Genomic DNA, 22,489 nt, shown 5'->3' on the forward strand with positions numbered 1-22,489 from the left:
CGTGCCCCACCGGGCCGCCCGCCGCCGGTCGGCACCGCGGGCCCTTACGATGGACGGCATGACTGCACCCACCGCCCGCAAGGTCCTCCTCGCCGCCCCCCGTGGCTACTGCGCGGGTGTGGACCGCGCCGTGATCGCCGTCGAGAAGGCCCTGGAGCAGTACGGCGCCCCCGTCTACGTGCGTCATGAGATCGTCCACAACAAGTACGTGGTGAAGACCCTGGAGAAGAAGGGCGCGATCTTCGTCGACGAGACGGAGGAGGTGCCCGAGGGCAACATCGTCATCTTCTCCGCGCACGGCGTCGCCCCGGTCGTCCACGAGGAGGCCCGGCGCGGCAAGCTCGCCACCATCGACGCCACCTGCCCGCTGGTCACCAAGGTCCACAAGGAAGCCGTCCGCTTCGCCAACGACGACTACGACATCCTCCTGATCGGCCACGAGGGCCACGAGGAGGTCATCGGCACCAGCGGCGAGGCGCCCGACCACATCACCCTGGTCGACGGCCCCGGCGACGTGGCGAACGTCGAGGTCCGCGACCCGGACCGGGTCGTCTGGCTCTCCCAGACCACGCTCTCGGTCGACGAGACGATGGAGACCGTCGGCGCGCTGCAGCAGAAGTTCCCCAACCTGCTCTCCCCGCCGTCGGACGACATCTGCTACGCCACGCAGAACCGTCAGACCGCGGTCAAGCAGATGGGCGCCGACGCCGACCTGGTGATCGTCGTCGGCTCGAAGAACTCCTCCAATTCCGTCCGCCTGGTCGAGGTCGCCCTCGGCGCCGGCGCCAAGGACGCCCACCTGGTGGACTACGCCGACGAGATCGACGAGGCCTGGCTGGAGGGCGTCACCACGGTCGGTGTGACCTCCGGCGCCTCCGTCCCGGAGATCCTCGTCGAGGGCGTCCTGGACTGGCTGGCCGAGCGCGGCTACGGCGACGTCGAGACGATCACCGCCGCCAAGGAGAGCATCACCTTCTCCCTGCCGAAGGAGCTCCGCCGCGACCTGCGCGCGGAGGCCGCGGGGCTGGCCGGCGGCGAGTCCGCCTAAGGGCCCCCCGACCGCGCAGGAACCCTGCATTCATGGCCACCACGCCGTAGCGTGGTGGCCATGAACGTATTCGGCGTGGACATCGGCGGATCGGGCATCAAGGGCGCTCCGGTCGACGTGCTGCGGGGCGAGCTCACCCAGGAGCGCTTCAAGGTGCTCACTCCGCACCCGGCGACCCCGGACGCCGTCGCGGACAGCGTCTGGCAGGTCATGGAGCACTTCGGCGCACCCGCCGGGCCGGTCGGGGCCACGTTCCCCGGCGTGGTCGTCGGCGGCACGACGCGCACGGCCGCCAACGTCGACAAGGGCTGGATCGGCCGGGACGCCGCGGGGCTGCTCGGCGAGCGGCTGGGCGCGCCGGTGACCGTGCTGAACGACGCCGACGCCGCCGGCCTGGCCGAAATGCACTTCGGGGCGGGCCGCGGCCGCCGCGGCACCGTCATCGTGCTCACCTTCGGCACAGGCATCGGCAGCGCGGTCTTCACCGACGGCAAGCTCGTCGCCAACACCGAGCTGGGCCACCTGGAGCTGCAGGGCCACGACGCGGAGACCCGCGCCTCCACCCGGGCCAAGGAGGAAGAGGGCCTGAAGTGGCATCACTGGGCCCGGCGCGTGGAGCGCTACCTGGCCCATGTGGAGATGCTGTTCTCGCCCGAGCTGTTCGTCATCGGCGGCGGCGTGAGCCGCAAGGCGGCCAAGTTCCTGCCGCTGATCGAGGGCGTCAGCGCCGAGATCGTTCCTGCTGAGCTGGAGAACAACGCGGGGATCGTGGGGGCCGCGATGGCTGCTGCCGCTGCGACCGGCGCAGCCGTGCCCGTCTCCGCCGCCTGATCAGCACGATCCTGCGCACCAGCGTGATCAGGGCGGTCAGCAGGGTGCCCGCGTAGAGCCAGCCCGCGTTCAGCGACAGCAGCGTGACCAGGCCCATGACCTTGGCACCCGCCCCGTCGCCCCCGCCGGCCAGGGGCACGGCGCCCACGGCGAAGGCGATGGGGGCGGTGACGGGCGCGGTGATCAGGTCGGCCGGCCGCACCCACAGCGCGCACACGGTGCCCGCCAGCAGGAAGAAGAGCCCGTAGAAGGCGTAGGAGCCGCCGGCCAGCGAGTCCAGCCAGCCGATGCCGAGCATCCACGCGGTCGTGAGCACGCCGCTGCCGAGGCCGGTCAGCCGGGGCGCCGGCAGCCGCCCCAGGGCCCGCAGCTGCTGCGTGGACGGCCCGCTGCGGGGGCGGCGGACGGCGGCGGCCCGGCCCTGTCCCACGGGCGCCGCGGGCCGCGGCACGGGAGGGACGCGGCGGGCCTTGCCCTGGGGCGTGCGCGTGCTGGGTTGCTCCACCCGACCAAACTAGGTCGACAAGCGGGAGGAATCCGGCGTTGGACACGCGGTTTGAGCCACCTTGGCCATACGTTCGACTGATAGTCCGTACGGGCCCGCCGGACGAGTGGACCCGTAGACTGGATGACCGGCCCGGCAGTGGGCCATGACCGGCCCGCCAGTGGGCCGCGGACCCTTTGGAACCTACGGGAAGTCGCCACGTGTCGCTCACGATCGGAATCGTCGGTCTGCCCAATGTCGGCAAGTCGACCCTGTTCAACGCCCTGACCAAGAACGACGTGCTGGCGGCCAACTACCCGTTCGCCACCATCGAGCCCAACGTGGGCGTCGTCGGCGTCCCCGACGCCCGGCTGCAGAAGCTGGCCGGGATCTTCGGCTCGCAGAAGATCCTCCCCGCCACGGTCGACTTCGTCGACATCGCGGGCATCGTCCGCGGTGCCTCCGAGGGCGAGGGCCTGGGCAACAAGTTCCTCGCGAACATCCGCGAGTCCGACGCGATCTGCCAGGTCATCCGCGCCTTCAAGGACGAGAACGTCGTCCACGTCGACGGCAAGGTCTCGCCCAAGGACGACATCGAGACGATCAACACCGAGCTGATCCTGGCCGACCTGCAGTCGGTCGAGAAGGCGGTCCCGCGCCTGACCAAGGAGTCGCGCCTCCAGAAGGAGAAGGTCGCCGTCCTCGCCGCCGTCGAGGAGGCGAAGACGATCCTGGAGTCGGGCCAGACTCTGTTCTCCGCGGGCATCACCAAGGGCACCGAGCGCGGCGACCTGCTGCACGAGCTGCACCTGCTCACCACCAAGCCCTTCCTCTACGTCTTCAACGTGGACGAGGACGAGCTGGTCGACGAGGACTTCAAGAACGAGCAGCGCGCGCTGGTCGCCCCGGCCGAGGCCATCTTCCTCAACGCCAAGATCGAGTCCGAGCTCATCGAGCTGGACGACGAGGAGGCGCTGGAGCTGCTGCAGTCCATGGGCCAGGACGAGCCCGGTCTCGCCACCCTGGGCCGCGTCGGCTTCGACACCCTGGGCCTGCAGACCTACCTCACTGCCGGTCCCAAGGAGACCCGCGCCTGGACGATCAAGAAGGGCGCCACGGCCCCCGAGGCGGCCGGTGTCATCCACACCGACTTCCAGAAGGGCTTCATCAAGGCCGAGGTCATCTCCTTCGACGACCTGATCGCCGCCGGCTCCGTAGCCGACGCCCGCGCGGCCGGCAAGGCCCGCATGGAGGGCAAGGAGTACGTGATGGCGGACGGCGACGTGGTGGAGTTCCGCTTCAACGTCTGACGACCGTGCAGGAAGGGCCGGGCTCCGGTGAGCCCGGCCCTTCCTGCGTTCTCTGCGCTCAGCTCCTGCGGGGCGGCGTGAGCTTGTCCAGGTCGAGGGCGATCTCGAAGGGCACCGGGCGCCGGAGCGAGCCCCGGAAAATACCGGCGGGCGCATAGGTGCGGGTCGGCTCGTCGAGCTCGTAGACGTGGACGACGGGTGCGTCGTCCTCGTCCTCGATGCACCAGTAGTGGGGGATGCCCGCCTCGGCGTACTTGCGCAGCTTTACGGTGCGGTCGCGGTGGGCGGACTCGGGGGAGACGACCTCGATGACGAGTTGCACCTCGTCGGGGGCGAACCAGGTCCGGTCACCGTCGAAGTCGGCGGTCGTCATCAGAAGGTCCGGTTCGGGCCGGTTGCGCTCGTCGAGCTTGATCGTCATCTCGCGGCCGACCCTGACGTCGGCGGGTGCCTGCTCCATGAGGGCGATGGTGAGCATGGTGACGAGGCGGCTGTGCCACGACCGCTGCGGCGACAGCCTGAAGACAAGCGCTCCATCGATCAGCTCGGTGTGACGCGGTGCCTCGGGGAGGCGGTCCAGATCCTCCGCGAACCAGCCTTCCAAGCGCGGTGGGCGCATCCAGTCGGGCAGTGCGGTCATGGCTTCACGGTAGCGGCCCGCGTCTCGGGCCGGAGGGGCCGACGATCCCCGGCCGGAGGAATTCCGGCGATTCGCCGCTCATGACCGGCCGGTCTTGGTAGCCGGCCACGAGCGACACCGAAGGTGCCCCGTCCGTCCGGCGGGTCAGGAGCGGGACGGAGCCCCGGCCAGGACTTCGACCGTGCCCGTGTCGAGGGAGTAGTAGGCGGCGACCACGGCGAGGGTGCGTTTGCGGACGAGGGGGGCCAGGTCGCGGTTGGAGCGGAGGTCGGCCGCGGTCAGGCGGACCTGGGCGCGGGCCATGGTGTCGACCGGGTCGGCGCCGCCCTCGCGGCGTGCCCGTTCGTACGCCGGCCGCAGCGCCCTGGCGATCGCCTGCAGGTTGCCGGGCAGCGGCTTGTGGTCGCGGAAGGACTTGTAGGCGGCCTCGACGGCGCCGCAGCGCTGGTGCCCGAGGACGACGATCAGCGGGGTGCCGCTCGTCATGGGCCCGTACTCCACGGAGCCGGTGACCACCGGGCCGACCGCCTGCCCGCCCGTGCGCATCACGTACAGGTCGCCCAGCCCGGTGTCGAAGAGAAGCTCGGGCGGGACGCGGGAGTCGATGCACGACAGGACCGAACCGAAGGGCTCCTGCGCCTGCGCGACGAACTCGCGCCGGTCCGGGTCCCGGTCGGGGTGGTGGAGGTGCCCGCTGACCCAGCGCCTGTTGCCGTCCATCAGCCGCGCGAAGGCCGCGGCGGGCGTGACCGGCCGCACCTCCTGCGCCAGGCCGGCCGCCGCCCACGGGGCGGTGCTCCTCGCCGAGCACCCCGTGAGGGCGATCGCGCCGACCGCGAGGCCGCCGGCGAGCAGGGCTCTGCGGTCCGGGTGTTCCGCTCTGTCCATCGGGTCGTTCCCCTCGGTGTGGCCCGGCGCCGTCTGCACGCCGCCGGGTCCGTACGTCGCTGACCAGGGCGATTGTTGGGCGCCGCGGGGGAGCGGGGCGGCAGGCGCAAGCGTGTGCGGGGCGCTTTGCCCACCAACGGACCAGTGGGAGCCGGTCCGGGGCGAGGCGGGCGCGGCCGGTCACCCTCTCCCGTAACGGAGCGTGTTTGCGGCGCGTGGGCTGGGTATGCATCGGCCGGTGCATATTTGCGGATGTGCCGGGGGTGGCCCTCACCGCTTGCGTGGGTGCTGCCGCCAACTAAGCGTCCCTGAGCTGCAATTCACTACATCTAGTGAATCAATGGCCTTGAGTTGCGGACAGCAACCGAGGGTTGCCAAGCTGTTGCGGACTGTCAACCTGTTGGGAGTGGCCGTGGCCTTCGGTGACCAGCCCGCGTACCTTCGAGTGGCCGGCGATCTACGTCAGAAGATCGTCGCCGGTGAGTTGCCGCCGCATACCCGGCTGCCGTCCCAGGCGCGCATCCGCGAGCAGTACGGCGTCTCGGACACCGTGGCCCTGGAGGCCCGCAAGGTCCTGATGGCGGAGGGCCTGGTGGAAGGCCGCTCCGGTTCCGGTACGTATGTGCGCGAGCAGCCCGTCCCGCGCACCCTCGTCCGCACGGGGTACCGCCCGGCCGGCGAGTCGACGCCCTTCCGCCAGGAGCAGGCGGACAGCCGGGTCAAGGGCACCTGGGAGTCGCGCAGCGAGCAGGTCCCGGCCGACGCCGCCGTGGCCCGCCGCCTGCGCATCGCCACGGGCGACCGCACCATGCGCACCGACTACGTCTTCCGGGCGCAGGGCGAGCCCGTCATGCTCTCCACCTCCTGGGAGCCCCTGTCCGTCACCGGGCGGACGCCGGTGATGCTCCCCGAGGAGGGCCCGCTGGCAGGCCGTGGCGTCGTCGAGCGGATGGCCGCCATCGACCTCGTCGTGGACAACGTCGCCGAGGAGGTCGGCGCCCGGCCCGGGCTCGCGGAGGAGGTCCTGGCGCTCGGCGGCGTCCCCGGCCACTGCGTCGTGGTCGTCACGCGCACGTACTTCGCGGGGGGCTGCCCGGTGGAGACGGCCGAGATCGTCGTCCTGGCCGACCGCTACCGCGTCGCGTACCACCTTCCGGTGAAGTAGCGGTGACGTGAAGGCGGCGCTGGGGTGAACTCCTTGTCCCGGTGCCGTCTTCGGCGTGCCCGGGCACCGCCGAGCGTTCTTTACTCGCGGGTAAGTAGTGCACGATTTGCCCGGCTTCGACCCGATGTAATCGGGTCATTTTTTCTGTTGCAAAACTCACATACACCCAGGTCAGGGGCTTTTCGCGGAATCCGGTCCTCCAAAACGCTCGTACGATGGCGCGGTTTGTGTCCTGCGTAGGGGAGTAGAGAGAAAAGGAGATCCGGAGCTTGAGTACCGAACAGGGTTCCCACTCGAATTACCGCCGGACCCTGGGCACGACGGCCCTGACGGCCGTCGGTCTCGGGTCGATCATCGGCTCCGGCTGGCTTTTCGGCGCCGAGCGTGCCGCCGTACTGGCCGGCCCGGCTGCCATCTTCGCCTGGGTCATCGGCGCCGTCGTGGCGCTGACCATCGCCCTCACCTACACCGAGCTCGGCTCGATGTTCCCGAAGGCCGGCGGCATGGTGCGCTACGGCCAGTACTCGCACGGCTCGCTGGCCGGGTACATGGCCGCGTGGGCGAACTGGATCGCCATCGTCTCGGTGATCCCGGGTGAGGCGACCGCCTCGATCCAGTACATGAGCTCGTGGAAGTTCGACTGGGCGGGCAAGCTCTTCGACGGCAAGGAGCTCACGGGCACCGGCCTCGCCGCCGCCAGCGTCCTGGTCGTCTTCTACTTCTTCCTGAACTGGTTCGCGATCACCCTGTTCGCCAAGACGAACAACGCGATCACCGTGTTCAAGGTCGTCGTGCCGGCGCTGACCGCGGGCGCGCTGATCTTCGCGCACTTCGACACCAGCAACGTCGGCCCCGCCCACGGCGGCTTCGCCCCCAACGGCTGGAGCGCCGTCTTCAGCGCCGTCGCCGTCGCGGGCATCGTCTGGGCCTTCAACGGCTTCCAGTCGCCGCTGAACATGGCCGCCGAGGCCCGTAACCCCGGCAAGTCGCTGCCGAAGGCCGTCGTCGGCTCCATCCTCATCGCGCTGGTCATCTACATCGCGCTGCAGGTCGCCTTCCTGATGGCCGTCCCGGCCGCGGACCTCTCCGGCGGCTGGAACACGCTGGCCTACAAGTCGCCGCTGGCCGACCTCTCCATCACCTGGGGCCTGAACTGGCTCGCGCTGCTGCTGTACGCGGACGCCTTCATCTCCCCGTCCGGCACCGGCATGATCTACGCGGCCACCACCTCGCGCATGATCAACGGTGTTCAGGAGAACGGTCACCTGCCGAAGGTCTTCGGCAAGGTCGACCCCAAGACCGGTGTGCCGAAGCCGGCCCTGCTGCTCAACCTCGTGATCTCCTTCGTCTTCCTCGCCGTCTTCCGCGGCTGGGGCTCGATCGCCGAGATCGTCGGTGTCGCCACGGTCATCTCGTACATCACCGGCCCCGTCGCCGTGATGTCGCTGCGCCGCATCGCGCCCGGCATGAAGCGCCCGGTCAAGCTCAAGGCCATGCCGGTCATCGCCCCCATCGCGATGATCTTCGGCTCCCTGGTCATGTACTGGGCCCGCTGGCCGCTGACGGGCAAGGTCATCTTCATCATGGCCATCGGTCTGCCGATCTGGGCCTGGTACGAGCTGCGCAAGCCGTGGGCCGAGCTCAAGCCGCACCTGCAGGCCGGCGCCTGGATGGTCACGTACCTGCTGGTCATGGCCTTCGTCTCGTGGGCCGGTGGCACCGAGTTCGGTGGCAAGGGCTACCTGGCCCAGGGCTGGGACATCGTGGTCGTCGCCCTGATCGCGCTCGTCTTCTACTTCTGGGGCGTCCGCAGCGCCTGGCGCAACCCGACCCTCGTCGCGACCGAGAAGGAGATGGCCGCCGCCGAGGCCGCCGAGGCCTCCGGCGACCCGGAGGAGCGCTCCGAGCCCTCCCTGGCGAAGTCGTAGCCGACCGGATCTCCAGTGCCGCCCCTTCCCGCATCCGTGCCCCGGGCCCCGGTGGCCGAATGCGTGCCTCTTCGTAAAAAACCGTATCCGCTGCGTAAAGGTCGGGCGTACGCTCGGGCATATGCGTACTGCGGTTTCTCCGGGAATGGCCAAGGGGCGTGCGCGGGCGCTCACCGCGGCGGAAGGGCAGGGGCGATGACGGACAGCGGACCGGTCCTGCCGTGGCAGGTGATCCGCCAGGAGGAGAACGGCAACTACTACCGCGTGGGGCAGTACGCCACCCGGGCCGAGGCGGAGAAGGTGGTCGGCCGGCTCGACGCCGGCGGCCGCCGGCAGGTCTACATAGTCGAACGCGTGGGCCGGGCGGCGTCCTGAAAATCAGCTCGCCGGAAACAGCCCCGCCGCGGCGGACCTCGACCACGGCGGCGAAGGTCCGCGGGATCCGATCGCACCCGGACCCGTAGGCCGTAGCCCGCCGGGAGGGCCCTACGCTGGGGGCCCATGACGACCGTACGCGTAGTGGTGGGCGCAGCCCTGTTCGACGGAGGGCGCCTGCTCGCCGCGAGGCGGAGCGCTCCGCCCGAGCTCGCCGGCCGCTGGGAGCTGCCCGGCGGCAAGCTGGAGCCCGGCGAGAGCGCCGAGGAGGCGCTCGTCCGGGAGCTGCGCGAGGAGCTCGGCGTCGAGGCCGAGCCGCTGGAGCGCGTCGCGGGCGAGTGGCCGCTGCGCCCGCCGTACGTGCTGCACGTCTGGACGGCCAGGCTGCTCGCGGGCGAGGCCCGCCCCCTCCAGGACCACGACGAGCTGCGCTGGCTCGCCCCCGACGAGCTGGACGAGGTCGACTGGCTCGACCAGGACCGCCCCGCCGTGGCACTCGCCGCGGGGCTGCTGCGGCGCACGGCGCCGTGAGCGGGCCCTTCCGCGCCCGCCCCCGCGCGCACGGACGAGCCGCCCGCAGCCGGGCTACGCCATCTGCCGCACGTGCGGCGACCTCGGACCGCAGAAGAAGATAGTCGGCCCCTCATACCGGGTATGTGCTGATTATTCACCCCGAACCGGGTAAACCCGGCGGGGCCGCAGCGGTCTGGGAAGTGGTCGGCGTGAACGACAGCGCGGGGACCTTGGCGTCGACACCCGGCTTCGCCGAATGGAGCTTCCCTGCCGAGCCCGGCGCCGTCCGGAAGGCACGCACCCTCGTCCGCGACACCTTGCAGGACTGGGGCATGGAAGGCGTCACCGACGTGACGGTGCTGCTGGTCAGCGAGCTCGTCACCAACTCCCTGCGGTACGCGAGCGGACCGATCGGAGTACGGATGTACTCCCACGCGGGCCCCACCCTTCTGGTGGAGGTCTCCGACCCCCTCCCCGACCCGCCCCGCGAGCGCGTGGCCGACCCCGACGACGAGGGCGGACGCGGTCTGCAGCTCGTGGCATGCGCCTCCCGCCGCTGGGGAACGCGACGGGGGAACACGGGCAAGACCGTGTGGTTCGAACTGAGCCTGCCCGGCCACTGACCGGGGAAAGGACCTGTAGCGGGTTGAGACCGTGCTGTGATCGTGAAGTCCGTGTTCCGAAGGGCCCCTGTGCTGGATACTCGGCCTTCTGATGCCGGTGCGAGCACATGAGCCGGAGGGGACGGGCACGTGAGCGAAAAGCCAGCGGGTGCGGCGGGTGGTACGGCGCAGGGATCGCGCGCCACGCAGATGTGGCAGAACAACCCGCCCGGATCCCTCTACGACTACATCCGCGTCGCCTCCTTCTCCCTCGGGCCCGACGGGCGGATCGAGCAGTGGAGCGAGCGCGCGGCCGAGCTCTTCGGAATAGCGGCACGGCACGCCGTCGGCAAGGACCCGCTGGAGGTGCTGACCCCGGCCGACGGGCACGGCCGCCCGCACCCGTCCGCCCCTTTCCTCGGCGAGGGCGGCCTCGACGGGCGCGAGTGGACGGGCCTGATCCCGTATCAGCGCGGCGGCCGGCAGCCCGGAGCGGGCGGCGGACCGGGGGCCCGTGACGGAGCGTCCGCAGGTGACGTGGTGTCTGCCGGTCACGGAGCGTCCGCCGGCGGCCTCCTCGCCGAGGGGCAGTCAGGCCTCGCCGAGATTTACGTGATGCCCACGCAGAACGAGCGCGGGGAGCGCGCCGCGCTCTGCGTCGCCGTCGACGTCCGGGCACTGCGCGGAATAGAGACCGACATCGCGGCCTCCGAAGCCGTTTTCGGCCAATCTCCGCTGGGATTCTTCTTCTTCGGCACCGATCTCACGCTGCTGCGCGTCAACGAGAGCTTCGCGCAGGCCTTCGGCCGGCCCGCCGACTGGCACCGCGGGCGCACCCCGCACGACTTCCTGCCCCGCGGCGAGGCCGAGCGGCTCACCGCCGCCCTGCGCCAAGTCCTCGACACCGGAAAGCCGGTGTCGGACATCCAGCTCGTCGGGCCCGTGCCCGGGCACAGCGAGCGCCGCCGCTGGTCGGTCTCGCTCTACCGGCTGCACAGCGGCAGCGGGCGGCCCATCGGCGTCGCCGCGCTCGCCACCGACGTCACCCGCCGCCGCCGCGCCGAGCGCGAAGCCGCCGGCGTCCGCCGCAACCTGGCCCTGCTCAACGAGGCCGGGGCCCGCATCGGCAACTCCCTGGACCTGGAGACCACCGCCCGCGAACTGCTGGACGTCGCCGTCCCCCAGTTCTGCGACCTCGCCTCCGTCGACCTCTACCAGGGCCTGCTCGCCGGCGACGAGGCCCCGCCCGGGCTCGCCGACGGCAGCGCCGAGCTGCGCCGCGTCGCCTACGCCAGCGCGGTCTCCGGCGCGCCCCTGGCCGGCGGCGAGAAGCCCGTCCAGGTCGGCGAGGTGCACCGCTACCCCTTCCACTCCCCGTGCGCCGCCGCGCTGCGCACCGCGCAGGTGCAGTTCATCCCGCGCCGGGACGGCGAGGACGGCCCCGAGCTCGGCGCCGTCGTGCAGTCCACGCTCGCCGTGCCGATGGTCGCCCGCGACACCGTGGTGGGGCTCGCGCAGTTCTCCCGCACGAAGGGCAGCGAACCCTTCGGCGAACGCGACACCGCCCTCGCCGTCGAACTGGCCGCCCGCGCCGCCGTCTGCATCGACAACGCCCGCCTCTACCGGCGCGAACACGAGCGCGCCGTCATCCTCCAGCGCAGCCTCCTGCCCCCCGGCGACCCCGAGGCCGCCGGCCTGGAGATCGCCTGCCGCTACCTGCCCGCCAACGCGGCCACCGAGGTCGGCGGCGACTGGTTCGACGTCATCGAGCTGCCCGGGCACCGCACGGCCCTCGTCGTCGGCGACGTCATGGGCCGCGGCCTGCGCGCCGCCGTCGCCATGGGCGAGCTGCGCACCGCCGTCCGCACCCTGGCCATGCTCGACCTCGAACCCGCCGAGGTGCTCTCCGCCCTCGACGAGATCGCCCACGGGCTCGGCCGCCCCGGCGGCAAGCAGTCCTCCACCCGCGGCGTACGGGGCGGGGTGCGCGCCGCCGACCTCTCCGAGGTCTACCTCGCCACCTGCGTCTACGCCGTCTACGACCCCGTCACCCGGCGCTGCACCATCGCCAACGCCGGCCACCTGCCGCCCGTCCTGGTCCAGGCCGGACACTCCGCCGAGCTGCTCGACGTCCCGCCCGGCATGCCGCTCGGCGTCGGCGGCGAGCTCTTCGAGGAAACCGTCGTCGACCTGCCCGACGGCGCGCTGCTCGCCCTCTACACCGACGGCCTCGTCGAATCCCGCGAGCACGCCCTGGACGAGGGCCTGGAGGCCTTCCAGGAGGCCCTCACCGGCCCCGCCCGCCCCCTCGAAGAGGTCTGCGAACACGTCCTCGGCGCGCTCGACACCCACCACGGCGAGGACGACATCGCCCTCCTCATGGCCCGCCTGCGCGGGCTGCCGGCCGAGCACGTGGGCGACTGGACGCTCCCCGCCGAACCGCGCTCGGTCGCCCGCGCCCGCGAACTCGCCCGGGAACAGCTCCCCCTGTGGGGCCTCGAAAGCCTGCTCGACACGACCGAGCTGCTGGTGAGCGAGCTCGTCACCAACGCCCTCCGCTACGGCGAGGGCGAGATCCGGCTCCGGCTCCTCCTGGACCGGACCCTGGTCTGCGAGGTCTGGGACGGCGGCCTCGTCCAGCCCCGCCGGCGGCGCGCCCGCGACACCGACGAGGGCGGCCGCGGCCTGCAGCTCGTCGGCCTGCTCAGTGCGGCGTGGGGCAGCCGCCGCACCCCTCACGGCAAGACGGTCTGGTTCGAGCTCGCCCTGCCGGACGGGGGGTTCCCGGCGCCGGATGCGGTGGAGGCGTTGATGAGCCTGTACTGAGGCAAGTGCCTGTGCGGCCCGCCCTGGGATCGCCCGGGGTGGGCCGCCTTCCGTTCAGGCGTCGGGCAGCGGAAGCCGTACCCACACCCGGGTGCCCTCGTTCGCGGCCCCGGGCTTGCTGATGCCCCAGGTCCCCCGGCACTCGTGGACGACAGCGGCGAGCAGGAGCAGGGCGCGCTTGCGGCAGGCGGTGCAGTGGGCGGCCTGACGTGCGTCGGAATGCGCGTGGTGCGCGTCCCAGTTGACGATCCGCAGAGCACCGTCACACCACCGGAGGGAGTGGTAGATCTCCTGCCCGGGCGCGAACCGTGCTGCGCAGGCGATCAGCTCCCCGGCCACGGAGAGGACGGGCTCTTCGATCGCACTGATCCCGTGGATCCGCAGGACGCTACGAACGGTCGCCCGCACGACGGGCGCGGACCGCGGATCCCCGGGCACGGTGAAGCTGTAGGAGAGGGCGGAGGGTTCGGGGGAGCGGGGGGTGTAGGCGGGGCGGTGGGTTGTGGCGAGGGTGGGGGGATTGGACGGGGTGGGGGTGATCAGGGGGCAGAGGGGGGTGGGGGTGGGCAGCATGAGGCGGCTCCCGTGTGAGGTGTGGCGGGTGCGAGCGCTGAGCCGGTGGCCTGTCTCAGGGCAGGACGAACTTGGGCCCGTTTCGATGCACTTCCGGCTGCGCCGGGTCGTGTTGGCGGCACTGAAGCTAACGAGGCACTGGCACATGTGCCAGATACTCAGTGGCTATTGCCCCGATAGGGTGAAGTGTGGCCAGCGCTTTATGACCGGCTGGGCCGAGGGCGGTAGGAAGGGTGCATGCCACCCAGGACAACGCCCACCGAACGACAGAAGCGGATCGGCGCCGAGCTGCGCAAGATGCGCTTAGCGGCAGGGGTTACGACCGATTACGCCGCCGGCCTGCTCGGCATCGACCGCACGAAGATCTCCAACATCGAGTCCGGGGTGCGCATCATCACGCCGGACAGGCTCCGCACCTTGGCTTGCCACTATGCATGCGGCGACGGGGATTACATCGAGGCCCTTGCCTCCATGGCCCGGAAGCGCGAGCGTGGCTGGTGGGAGCAGTACCGAGGCAGCCTTCCTGCAGGGCTGCTGGACATCGCGGAGTTGGAGTGGCACGCAGCTCGACTGCACACCACGCAGGTCATGCATCTGCCAGGGATCCTCCAGACGGAGGAGTATGCCCGCGCGATCTTCGACGGGGTGCTACCGGCTCTGCCCAGGTTGGAAGTTGAACTCCGTGTGGTGCATCGAATGCAGCGTCAGCAAGTCCTCGACGGGCCCGAGCCGATGGAATACATGGGGTTCATTCATGAGGCGGCTCTGCGCATGCGGTTCGGCGGCAGCAAGGTGATGCGGGAGCAGCTCGAATACCTGCTGCTCATGTCCGAGCGCAGGAACATCGTGCTGCGGGTGGTGCCTGTGGAGACCGGGGTGTTCCCCGGTGCAGGCAACGCGATGACGTACGCCGATGGGCCGGTGCCTCAGCTCGACACCGTTCTGCTCGACGCGGCGGGCGGACCGATCTTCCTGTCCGCGGAATCGCAGATCGCCCGTTACCGAGCTCACCTGTCCTGGATGGAACAAGCCGCCCTGGACGTGGCGCAGTCGCGCGACTTCATCCACGGAATCGCATCCGACCTTTAAAGGAAGGCCACCATGTCGCACATCCGCTGGGAAGAACCGTTCTGCGGTGACAGTAGCAACTGCTTCCGAATAGGCACCGACGCCTCGGGCAACGCCTACATCGCCGTGAGCGGGTCCGAGGACCACTACGTCACCGACAGCCGCGAGGCGTTGCGCGCGCTGATCCGTGACGTCAAGGCGGGCAAGGCTGATCACCTGCTCTGAGCGTGGCCGACTGTCCCGCGCGCGGGGCTGGGGTCACGGCAGGCCGGCGGGGCGGGTGGGTGTCCCTGCGTGGTGGCTCCTGTGACGGAGGCGGCCTGGTGAGGCTGGAGGTGGCCCGCGGCCTGCAACTCGGCCCACTTATCCGCCGCGGAGGGCTGCTGGCCGTCCCGGTGCGGTCACCTTGACGGGCGCAAGAGGACAGAGCGGGCCCCTCACCTCCGGAACCCGATGTCCTGGTACCGCGGCGTCCCCAAGCCGAACGCGCCCGCGTTGGCCACCGTCTTGCGGGCTGCCACCAGCTGGGGGCGCTGGTAGAGGGGGATCGAGCCTGCCAGGGCCCAGATGCGGGCGTCCGCGCGGGCGGCGAGGTCGCGGGAGGCTTCCGCGTCGAGTTCGGTGGAGGCCTGGTCGAAGAGCTGGTCGATGCGGTCGGTGCCGACCCGGGTGTAGTTCTGCTCCACCACCAGGGAGCCGTCCGCGGCGGGCTGCGGCTTGGCGTAGAGCGGGCGGGCGTCGGTCGCGGGGAAGGCGGTGGCGGGCCAGGAGTAGAGGGCGAGGTCGTAGCTGCCGGCGGCGATGTGGTCCTTGAAGAAGCCGACGTCCCCGACCTTGGTCATCTCGGTGGCGATGCCGACCGCGTCGAGCCGCCGGGCGATGTGGTCGGCGACGGACCGCAGGGACTCGGTCCCGGCGCTCACCGGCACGACGAAGCGGAGGGTGAGCTTCTTGCCGTTCTTCATGCGGACCGGGGCCGCGGCCGCCTTGCCTCCGCCGTCGCGGGCGGTGCGCTTGGCGTCGCCGTCGGGTAGCCCGGCCTCGTCCACGCCGTCCGTGCCGTCCGTGCCGTCCGCGCCGCCCTCGACGTCACCCACGTCCGCGAAGTCGTCGTCGGCGCCCTCCGGGTCGTCCTCGTCGGCGGGGTCGGGCCCGGCCCGGGGGCCGGGGCGCAGTTCGACGGTCCTGCCGGGCGTACCGGAGCGGTCGTCGGCTCCGTCCGCTCCCGCCGCCGTCCTGCGGCCGTCGCCGCGGCCCTGTTCCCAGCCGGCCTCCGCGAGCAGGGCCTGGGCGGCCTTGGGGTCGGGACCGCCGATGGCGTCGCTGTTGTCCTCGTAGCCCTCCTGACCGGCGAGGAAGAGGTGGCTGCCGAGCGGCTCGGCGGGCAGGCCCAGCGGTCCCAGGACGGATTTGGCGAGGGCCCGGCGGTCGATGGCGCGGGCGACGGCCCGGCGGACGCGCTCGTCGGCGAGCGGGCCGCTCGCGCCGTTGAGGGCGAGCTGGGTGTACCCGGGCTCCAGGGACTTGCGGACGACGACGCCGCGCAGGGCGGGCGAGCGCGGGGCCGCGGCGGCAGGCGGCTTATCGCCCTTGTCCTGCTTCGCGGGCTTGTTCGCGTCCGTGATGCGGCGGGCGTCGGCGGCGCTGACGTCGGCGAGGTCGAGCTTGCCGGCCGCCAGCGCCTCGGCCCGCTCGGCGCGCGGCACCGTCCGCAGCACGAGCCGGTCCAACTTGGCCGCGTCGCCCCACCACTTGGGGTCGCGGGCGAGGGTGAGGGTGCCCTGCGTGTCGTCGCGCCCGGCGACCCGGAAGGGCCCGGAGGAGAGTTTGAGCTCCTTGCGGGCGCTGTCGTTGAAGCCGTCCGCGCTGCTCATGACGGCCTTCGGGTAGAGCGGGGTGAACAGGGCGGGCCAGTCGGCGCAGCTGCGGGCGAAGGTGACCTTCACCTCCTGCGCGTCGGCGCCCCGCTCGACCCGGTCGATGCGGTCGTAGCCGGCGTTGCGGGCCGTCCAGTAGGCGCTGTCCTTGCCGCGCAGGGCCTTCCACTGGGCCTCGAAGTCGGCGGCGGTGAGGGCCTTGCCGTCGCTCCAGACGGCCTTCGGGTTGAGCTTGTAGACGACGACCTGGTGGGGTTCGCGCTGGACGACCTCGGCCGAGCGGAGGTAGTCGGCGTTGCGCTGGGGGCGGCCGCGCCCGTCGGTGGTGAACAGGGCGGGCAGGACGGCCGCGGCGACCCGCTGCGTGGTGGCGTCGGCGTCCGTCTGGAAGGTGTTGAGGGTGCTGGGCAGGGTGTCGACCGCCCAGGTGAGGGTGCCGCCGTCGGCGACCTTGGCCCGTGGCGCGGTCGCGATGTCCTGCGGGGTGACGACTCCGTCGCCGTCCTGGTCGAGGCCGCAGCCGGTGAGCAGGATCCCGGCGGTGAGCAGGACGGCACCACGCCGCGTACGGGACCGGAGCGCCCGGAGGGATGGCACGGACGGGAGGGATGGCACGGACCGGAGGGATCGCCCGGGCCGGGAAGGGCCCAGGCGCCGCAGAGATCGGTTAAAGGCCATGGGTGGTGCCACCTCCGCCGGACTCGGTCGCCGGGCTCTTTCGGCGCAATGCGCCGTTGATCGCATCTACTGCTCACCACTGAATGCGACAGTCGGTCCGGCTGCGCGCCGACACGGCGCCGCCCGGGTGTACGCCACCCGCGTGGACGAACGATTCCGCAGCCCCCGCCCACGGGTGGCCGCACCATGAACGAACGTTTCTGCAGCGTCCCGGCGCGCGCCGCACCCGTTCCGGCGAAGGCGCGATCGCTATCTTCCCCCGGAGGGGTGTGACGCGCGACACTCTCAGTCGCATCACCGTCGCCACCCGCAACCGCCGACAGCGGAAGTGAGGGTCAGACATGTCCCTGCAAGACGAAGTGACCGCGGTCCAGCGCTGCCTGGACGATCTCGGCCGGGCGCTCGCACGGCTGGAGAAGCACCTGGGCAGCCAGGACCTCGAACTGCGCCGGGTGCGCACGGACGCCGCCCACCTGCGCGAGAGCGTCACCCTTCTGCGCGACGTCCACCCCGCGGAGCGGCCGCGCCCCGAGCCGGTGCCGGTCCCCGACGCCCCGTACGACGCCTCCTTGTGGAAGGACGCGGACGAGGAGGGGCTCGGCGCCCGGGACCGGCACGCACCCTGACCGGGCCGGGCAGCGCGGCAGCAACCGACCCACCCCCTTCCGCTCCTCCCCGGAGTCCCTCTTGGCCACTGGTACCGACCCCCGATCCGCGACCTCCGCCGGGGTTCCCGCCCAAGGCGGGGTCCACCACCCCTCGCGCGCCACGATCCCCGCCCGCCACCTGCGCGCCGACCGCTGGTGGCTGCAGCCGGCCGCCACCGCCGCCGGGCTGTTCGCCTTCGTCGTCTACTCGACCTGGCGGGCCTTCGCGGGCGACGACTACTACGCGGCGCCCTACGTCTCCCCGTTCTACTCGCCCTGCATCGCGGAGAACTGCGTCCCGATGAAGGACGGCGCGGACTGGGAGGTCTTCGGCTCCTGGTGGAGCCTGTCGCCGGCCCTGCTGATCCTGATCTTCCCGCTCGGCTTCCGGCTGACCTGCTACTACTACCGCAAGGCGTACTACCGCGGCTTCTGGGCCTCGCCCCCGGCCTGCGCCGTCGCCGAGCCGCACCGCAAGTACACCGGCGAGACGCGCTTCCCGCTGGTCCTGCAGAACATCCACCGCTACTTCTTCTACTTCGCGGTGATCGTCGCGGGCATCCTCACCTACGACGCGGCGCTCGGCTTCCGCAATCCGCGGGGCGAGTGGGGCCACATGGGCCTCGGCACCCTCGTCCTCCTCGCCAACATCGCTCTGATCTGGGCGTACACCCTCTCCTGCCACTCGTGCCGGCACATCGTCGGCGGCCGGATCCGCACCTTCTCCAAGCACCCCGTGCGCTACCGCATGTGGGGCTGGGTCAGCGCGCTCAACGCCCGCCACATGCAGCTCGCCTGGGCCTCGCTGGTCAGCGTGGCGGTCGCCGACTTCTACGTCTACCTGGTGGCCAGTGGCGTCTTCGACGACCCGCGCTTCTTCTAGGCGATCCGGCCCTCAACGGCACACGTTCACGTTCACAGCACAAGGGAGAGGTGCTTTCTGATGTCGCGTACGGCCCGACAAGCCTGGGACGTGGTCGTGGTCGGTGCCGGGGGCGCCGGGCTGCGCGCCGCCATCGAGGCCCGTGAGCGGGGCATGCGCTGTGCCGTGATCTGCAAGTCGCTCTTCGGCAAGGCCCACACCGTGATGGCGGAGGGCGGCATCGCCGCCAGCATGGGCAACGTCAACGAGGGCGACAACTGGCAGGTCCACTTCCGCGACACCCTGCGCGGCGGCAAATTCCTCAACCACTGGCGGATGGCCGAGCTGCACGCCCGCGAGGCCCCCGACCGGGTCTGGGAGCTGGAGACCTGGGGCGCCGTCTTCGACCGCACCCGGGACGGGAGGATCTCGCAGCGGAACTTCGGCGGCCACGAGTACCCGCGGCTGGCGCACGTCGGCGACCGCACGGGCCTGGAGCTGATCCGCACCCTCCAGCAGAAGATCGTCTCGCTGCAGCAGGAGGACCACCGCGAGACCGGCGACTACGAGGCCCGGCTGAAGGTCTTCCAGGAGTGCACGGTCACCCGCCTGCTGAAGGACGGCGACCGCATCGCGGGCGTCTTCGGCTACGACCGCGAGTCCGGCCGGTTCTTCGCCATGGAGTCGCCCGCCGTCGTGCTGGCGACCGGCGGGATCGGCAAGTCCTTCAAGGTGACGTCCAACTCCTGGGAGTACACCGGCGACGGGCACGCGCTCGCGCTCCTCGCCGGGGCGTCCCTGATCAACATGGAGTTCGTGCAGTTCCACCCGACCGGCATGGTCTGGCCGCCGTCCGTCAAGGGCATCCTCGTCACCGAGTCCGTCCGTGGCGACGGCGGGGTGCTGCGCAACAGCGACGGCAAGCGGTTCATGTTCGACTACGTCCCGGACGTCTTCAAGGAGAAGTACGCCGAGTCCGAGGCCGAGGGCGACCGCTGGTACCAGGACCCCGACAACAACCGCCGCCCGCCCGAGCTGCTCCCGCGCGACGAGGTGGCGCGCGCCATCAACTCCGAGGTCAAGGCGGGTCGCGGCTCCCCGCACGGCGGGGTGTTCCTCGACGTCTCCACCCGGCTGCCCGCCGAGGACATCAAGCGCAAACTGCCCTCCATGCACCACCAGTTCAAGGAGCTGGCGGACGTCGACATCACGGCCGAGCCGATGGAGGTCGGCCCCACCTGCCACTACGTGATGGGCGGGGTGGACGTCGACCCCGACACGGCGGCGGCGGTGGGCGTGCCCGGCCTGTTCGCCGCGGGCGAGGTCGCCGGCGGGATGCACGGCTCCAACCGGCTGGGCGGCAACTCCCTCTCCGACCTGCTCGTCTTCGGCCGGCGTGCGGGCCTGTACGCGGCCGAGCACGCCGCCTCCTTCCCCGGCGCCGGCCGGCCCGTGGTCTCCGACGCCGACATCGAGGCGGCGGAGGCGGAGGCCCTGCGGCCGTTCAGCGCGGAGGGCGAGGACCCGGCGGACTCCCCGGGGCCGGCCGAGAACCCGTACGCCCTGCACCAGGAGCTCCAGCAGGCCATGAACGACCTGGTCGGCATCATCCGCAAGGGCCCGGAGATGGAGGAGGCGCTGCGCCGGCTGACCGAGCTGCGGGCCCGCTCCCGGCGGGCCGGCGTGGAGGGCCACCGCCAGTTCAACCCCGGCTGGCACCTCGCGCTCGACCTGCGGAACATGCTGCTGGTCAGCGAGTGCGTGGCCCGGGCGGCGCTGGAGCGCACCGAGAGCCGCGGCGGCCACACCCGCGACGACCACCCGGCGATGGACCGGCGCTGGCGCCGGCTGAACCTCGTGTGCCGGCTGAACGGGGACAGCACGGAGCCGGGTGCGGATCCGCTGCTGGGCCGGGTGCGCCTGGAGCGGCGCGCCATGCCGCCCATCCGTGACGACCTGCTCGCGCTCTTCGACAAGGAGGAGCTGGTGAAGTACCTGACGGACGAGGAGCTGACCTCTTGAGTTACGAGGCCCACTTCAAGGTGTGGCGGGGCGACGCGGACGGCGGTTCCCTCGTCGACTACACCGTGACCGTCAACGAGGGCGAGGTCGTCCTCGACATCATCCACCGGCTCCAGGCCACCGAGGCCGCCGATCTCGCCGTGCGCTGGAACTGCAAGGCGGGCAAGTGCGGTTCGTGCAGCGCGGAGATCAACGGGCGGCCGCGGCTGATGTGCATGACGCGGATGTCGCTGCTCGACCCGGACGAGCCCGTGGTGGTCACCCCGATGCGGGCGTTCCCCGTGGTGCGGGACCTGGTGACGGACGTGTCCTTCAATTACGCCAAGGCGCGCGAGGTCCCCTCCTTCGTCCCGCCGGCCGGGCTCGGGCCGGGGGAGTACCGGATGCAGCAGGAGGACGTGGAGCGCTCTCAGGAGTTCCGCAAGTGCATCGAGTGCTTCCTGTGCCAGGACACCTGCCACGTGGTGCGTGATCACGAGGAGAACAAGCCGGTCTTCGCCGGCCCCCGCTTCCTGATGCGCGTGGCCGAGCTGGACATGCACCCGCTGGACGGGGCCGCCGACGCGGGCCTGGACCGCAAGCGCTCCGCGCAGGAGGAGCACGGGCTCGGCTACTGCAACATCACCAAGTGCTGCACGGAGGTCTGCCCCGAGCACATCAAGATCACCGACAATGCGCTGATCCCGCTGAAGGAGCGCGCCGTCGACCGGAAGTACGACCCGCTGGTCTGGCTCGGGAGCAGGATCCGCCGCCGGGTGTGACTCCGGCTCGCCCGGCGCGGCCCGTCCGCCGGGCGTGAGCCGGGCGCACGACGGAGCGTGTGCACGCTCCGTATCCAGCTCCTTGCTCCCAGTAGCGGAACGGGCATTGCCGCCATACGCTCCCAAGTGTGACGCGGCTTTCGAGGCGGTACGGGAAGGGGGCGCCGGGGCGGGCCGTCGCCGGCGCCCTCCTCGCGCTGTGCGCCCTGCTGCTGCTCCCGGCCCCCGCCGCCCGCGCCGACACGCCCCTGGACCTGGATGCCGGCGGCCGCATCACCGACACCGTCGGCGCGCTCGGCCGGCGCCGCGCCCAGGTGACCACTGCGATCGAACGGCTGCGCACCACCCATCGCGTCCAGCTCTACGTCACCTACGTCCGCGACTTCTCCGGCCGCTCGGCGCGCGCCTGGGCGGACGCCACCGCCGACCGCAACGGCCTCGGCGAGCACGAGGTCCTGCTCGCCGTCGCCACCCACGGCCAGCAGTACGCCGTCTCCGCCGACAAGCGCTCCGGCTTCCGCGCCGACCAGCTCAAGGCCGTTGCCGACACCGCCATCGCGCCCGCCGTCGCCCAGCACGACTGGGCCGGGGCGGCCATCGGCGCCGCCGACGGCTACCGGGCCGTCCTCCGGGGCGATCCGGTGCGCCCGCCCGCCATCTCCCCCGGCAGCGCGGACCCCGGCGGCGAAGGCCTCGTCCCCGGGCACCGCAGGGTCTGGCTCCCCGTCGCCGTGGGCGCCGGCCTGTGCCTCCTGGGGCTGTACCTGTGCGCCCGGCGCGCCTCCCGAAGACGCCGCGCGGAGCAGGAGCAGCCGTACGCCCCCGCGACCGCCACCCCGCCCGGCCTCGCCCGCCTCGCCCAGCCGCTGACGCCGCTGCCCGAACTCGACGCGGAGGCCGTCCGCGCCCTCGTCGAGACCGACGACGCGGTCCGTACCAGCGCCGAGGAACTCCTCTTCGCCGCCGCTCAGTTGGGCGAGGAGGCCGCCCGGCCGTTCGCCGAGGCGGTGGCCTACGCCAAGGAGGAGCTCGCCGACGCCTTCCGGCTGCGGCAGGCCCTCGACGACGCGCCCTACGAGGACGAGGACATCCGCCGCCGGACCCTGGACGAGATCTGCTCGCACTGCACCAGCGCGAACCGGCGCCTGGACGCCGAGTCCGAGTCCTTCGACCGGCTGCGCGGCCTGAGAGTCAACGCGGCCGGCATCCTGGCCCGCGCCGAGGCCGACGCCCGGTCCCTCTCCCCCCGCATCGCCACCGCCGAAGCGGCCCTCGCCGCCCTCGCCGGGCACTGCACCCCGGCCGCCCTCTCCGCCGTGGCCCGCCACCCCGGAGAGGCCCGCGACCGGCTCTCCTTCGCCACGGCCGCCCTCACCGAGGCCCGGCGCGCC

At 71.8% G+C, this 22,489-nt stretch carries 21 protein-coding genes; 16 read left to right on the top strand and 5 right to left on the bottom strand.

The window, feature by feature from the left end; all coding sequences use genetic code 11:
• Positions 1–49: 49 nt before the first annotated feature.
• Together V7793_RS10280 and ppgK are read left to right on the top strand one after the other, a co-directional pair.
• Positions 50–1,048, top strand: coding sequence for a 4-hydroxy-3-methylbut-2-enyl diphosphate reductase (locus V7793_RS10280; protein WP_336004636.1), 999 nt, complete (start codon positions 50–52; stop codon positions 1,046–1,048).
• A 60-nt stretch (positions 1,049–1,108) separates the two neighbouring features.
• Complete coding sequence (gene ppgK, locus V7793_RS10285) at positions 1,109–1,879, top strand: polyphosphate--glucose phosphotransferase (protein ID WP_336004639.1); 771 nt, start codon at positions 1,109–1,111, stop codon at positions 1,877–1,879.
• Here ppgK and V7793_RS10290 read toward each other — a convergent pair.
• On the bottom strand, positions 1,770–2,384 hold the full coding sequence (locus V7793_RS10290; protein ID WP_336004642.1) for a DUF6542 domain-containing protein: 615 nt from the start codon (positions 2,382–2,384) through the stop codon (positions 1,770–1,772). The two genes, ppgK and V7793_RS10290, sit on opposite strands and share 110 nt — an antisense overlap.
• A 200-nt stretch (positions 2,385–2,584) precedes the next feature.
• On the opposite strand from V7793_RS10290, the gene ychF reads away from it, so the two are divergent.
• A complete protein-coding gene (gene ychF, locus V7793_RS10295; protein ID WP_336004643.1) occupies positions 2,585–3,673 on the top strand; it encodes a redox-regulated ATPase YchF in 1,089 nt (362 codons plus the stop codon).
• 58 nt (positions 3,674–3,731) lie between these two features.
• Here ychF and V7793_RS10300 read toward each other — a convergent pair whose 3' ends face one another.
• On the bottom strand, positions 3,732–4,313 hold the full coding sequence (locus tag V7793_RS10300) for a Uma2 family endonuclease (RefSeq protein ID WP_336004645.1): 582 nt from the start codon (positions 4,311–4,313) through the stop codon (positions 3,732–3,734).
• A 144-nt stretch (positions 4,314–4,457) separates the two neighbouring features.
• Complete coding sequence (locus V7793_RS10305; RefSeq protein WP_336004648.1) at positions 4,458–5,201, bottom strand: carbonic anhydrase; 744 nt, start codon at positions 5,199–5,201, stop codon at positions 4,458–4,460.
• Positions 5,202–5,613: 412 nt separating this feature from the next.
• Here V7793_RS10305 and V7793_RS10310 point away from each other — a divergent pair, with 412 nt between their 5' ends.
• From V7793_RS10310 to V7793_RS10335, 6 genes are all read left to right on the top strand, one after another.
• Positions 5,614–6,366, top strand: a complete 753-nt coding sequence (locus V7793_RS10310) for a GntR family transcriptional regulator (protein ID WP_336004671.1) — start codon at positions 5,614–5,616, stop codon at positions 6,364–6,366.
• Between the two features lie 269 nt (positions 6,367–6,635).
• The gene (locus V7793_RS10315; protein ID WP_336004650.1) at positions 6,636–8,294 is read left to right on the top strand and encodes an APC family permease; all 1,659 of its coding nucleotides are present in this window, start codon (positions 6,636–6,638) and stop codon (positions 8,292–8,294) included.
• A 195-nt stretch (positions 8,295–8,489) separates the two neighbouring features.
• Entirely contained in the window at positions 8,490–8,669 is a 180-nt protein-coding gene (locus V7793_RS10320; protein WP_179082453.1) for an SPOR domain-containing protein, read from the top strand.
• 126 nt (positions 8,670–8,795) lie between these two features.
• The gene (locus V7793_RS10325) at positions 8,796–9,200 is read left to right on the top strand and encodes a (deoxy)nucleoside triphosphate pyrophosphohydrolase (RefSeq protein ID WP_168093505.1); all 405 of its coding nucleotides are present in this window, start codon (positions 8,796–8,798) and stop codon (positions 9,198–9,200) included.
• Between the two features lie 182 nt (positions 9,201–9,382).
• A complete protein-coding gene (locus tag V7793_RS10330; RefSeq protein ID WP_058046054.1) occupies positions 9,383–9,805 on the top strand; it encodes an ATP-binding protein in 423 nt (140 codons plus the stop codon).
• A gap of 189 nt (positions 9,806–9,994) precedes the next feature.
• Positions 9,995–12,610 carry a SpoIIE family protein phosphatase gene (locus V7793_RS10335; RefSeq protein WP_336004675.1) on the top strand — a complete coding sequence of 872 codons (2,616 nt, stop codon included), beginning with the start codon at positions 9,995–9,997 and terminating at the stop codon, positions 12,608–12,610.
• A gap of 54 nt (positions 12,611–12,664) precedes the next feature.
• On the opposite strand, the gene V7793_RS10340 is transcribed toward V7793_RS10335, so the two are convergent.
• The gene (locus V7793_RS10340) at positions 12,665–13,183 is read right to left on the bottom strand and encodes an ATP-binding protein (protein ID WP_336004655.1); all 519 of its coding nucleotides are present in this window, start codon (positions 13,181–13,183) and stop codon (positions 12,665–12,667) included.
• A gap of 237 nt (positions 13,184–13,420) precedes the next feature.
• On the opposite strand from V7793_RS10340, the gene V7793_RS10345 reads away from it, so the two are divergent.
• Both V7793_RS10345 and V7793_RS10350 read left to right on the top strand, forming a co-directional pair.
• Entirely contained in the window at positions 13,421–14,272 is an 852-nt protein-coding gene (locus tag V7793_RS10345; protein ID WP_336004657.1) for a helix-turn-helix domain-containing protein, read from the top strand.
• Between the two features lie 12 nt (positions 14,273–14,284).
• Complete coding sequence (locus V7793_RS10350; RefSeq protein WP_336004659.1) at positions 14,285–14,476, top strand: hypothetical protein; 192 nt, start codon at positions 14,285–14,287, stop codon at positions 14,474–14,476.
• Between the two features lie 212 nt (positions 14,477–14,688).
• On the opposite strand, the gene V7793_RS10355 is transcribed toward V7793_RS10350, so the two are convergent.
• On the bottom strand, positions 14,689–16,806 hold the full coding sequence (locus V7793_RS10355) for an ABC transporter substrate-binding protein (protein ID WP_443057875.1): 2,118 nt from the start codon (positions 16,804–16,806) through the stop codon (positions 14,689–14,691).
• A 341-nt stretch (positions 16,807–17,147) separates the two neighbouring features.
• Between V7793_RS10355 and V7793_RS10360 the strand changes: the two genes are divergently transcribed.
• The 5 genes from V7793_RS10360 to V7793_RS10380 form a co-directional block, all read left to right on the top strand.
• Positions 17,148–17,432 carry a hypothetical protein gene (locus tag V7793_RS10360; RefSeq protein ID WP_168093499.1) on the top strand — a complete coding sequence of 95 codons (285 nt, stop codon included), beginning with the start codon at positions 17,148–17,150 and terminating at the stop codon, positions 17,430–17,432.
• Between the two features lie 61 nt (positions 17,433–17,493).
• A complete protein-coding gene (locus V7793_RS10365) occupies positions 17,494–18,336 on the top strand; it encodes a hypothetical protein (RefSeq protein ID WP_168093498.1) in 843 nt (280 codons plus the stop codon).
• 60 nt (positions 18,337–18,396) lie between these two features.
• Entirely contained in the window at positions 18,397–20,337 is a 1,941-nt protein-coding gene (locus V7793_RS10370; RefSeq protein WP_336004665.1) for a fumarate reductase/succinate dehydrogenase flavoprotein subunit, read from the top strand.
• Positions 20,334–21,098: a succinate dehydrogenase/fumarate reductase iron-sulfur subunit gene (locus V7793_RS10375; RefSeq protein ID WP_336004666.1), complete on the top strand. Its 765-nt coding sequence runs from the start codon at positions 20,334–20,336 to the stop codon at positions 21,096–21,098. The genes V7793_RS10370 and V7793_RS10375 overlap by 4 nt, the downstream gene beginning before the upstream one ends.
• A 128-nt stretch (positions 21,099–21,226) precedes the next feature.
• The coding region (locus V7793_RS10380; RefSeq protein WP_336004669.1) for a TPM domain-containing protein at positions 21,227–22,489 on the top strand (1,263 nt) is incomplete at its 3' end.

Source organism: Streptomyces sp. KLMMK (assembly GCF_036961605.1).
In the GTDB taxonomy this organism is placed as follows: Bacteria; Actinomycetota; Actinomycetes; order Streptomycetales; family Streptomycetaceae; genus Streptomyces; species Streptomyces telluris.

Bases quoted from the DNA above. Each gene is read 5' to 3' on its own strand.
- V7793_RS10345 (WP_336004657.1), top strand. From the start codon at position 13,421: ATGCCACCCAGGACAACGCCCACCGAACGACAGAAGCGGATCGGCGCC.
- V7793_RS10325 (WP_168093505.1), top strand. From the start codon at position 8,796: ATGACGACCGTACGCGTAGTGGTGGGCGCAGCCCTGTTCGACGGAGGG.
- V7793_RS10360 (WP_168093499.1), top strand. From the start codon at position 17,148: ATGTCCCTGCAAGACGAAGTGACCGCGGTCCAGCGCTGCCTGGACGAT.
- V7793_RS10340 (WP_336004655.1), bottom strand. From the start codon at position 13,183: ATGCTGCCCACCCCCACCCCCCTCTGCCCCCTGATCACCCCCACCCCG.
- ppgK (WP_336004639.1), top strand. From the start codon at position 1,109: ATGAACGTATTCGGCGTGGACATCGGCGGATCGGGCATCAAGGGCGCT.
- V7793_RS10350 (WP_336004659.1), top strand. From the start codon at position 14,285: ATGTCGCACATCCGCTGGGAAGAACCGTTCTGCGGTGACAGTAGCAAC.
- V7793_RS10305 (WP_336004648.1), bottom strand. From the start codon at position 5,201: ATGGACAGAGCGGAACACCCGGACCGCAGAGCCCTGCTCGCCGGCGGC.
- V7793_RS10280 (WP_336004636.1), top strand. From the start codon at position 50: ATGGACGGCATGACTGCACCCACCGCCCGCAAGGTCCTCCTCGCCGCC.
- V7793_RS10320 (WP_179082453.1), top strand. From the start codon at position 8,490: ATGACGGACAGCGGACCGGTCCTGCCGTGGCAGGTGATCCGCCAGGAG.
- V7793_RS10355 (WP_443057875.1), bottom strand. From the start codon at position 16,806: ATGGCCTTTAACCGATCTCTGCGGCGCCTGGGCCCTTCCCGGCCCGGG.
- V7793_RS10335 (WP_336004675.1), top strand. From the start codon at position 9,995: ATGTGGCAGAACAACCCGCCCGGATCCCTCTACGACTACATCCGCGTC.
- V7793_RS10300 (WP_336004645.1), bottom strand. From the start codon at position 4,313: ATGACCGCACTGCCCGACTGGATGCGCCCACCGCGCTTGGAAGGCTGG.
- V7793_RS10370 (WP_336004665.1), top strand. From the start codon at position 18,397: ATGTCGCGTACGGCCCGACAAGCCTGGGACGTGGTCGTGGTCGGTGCC.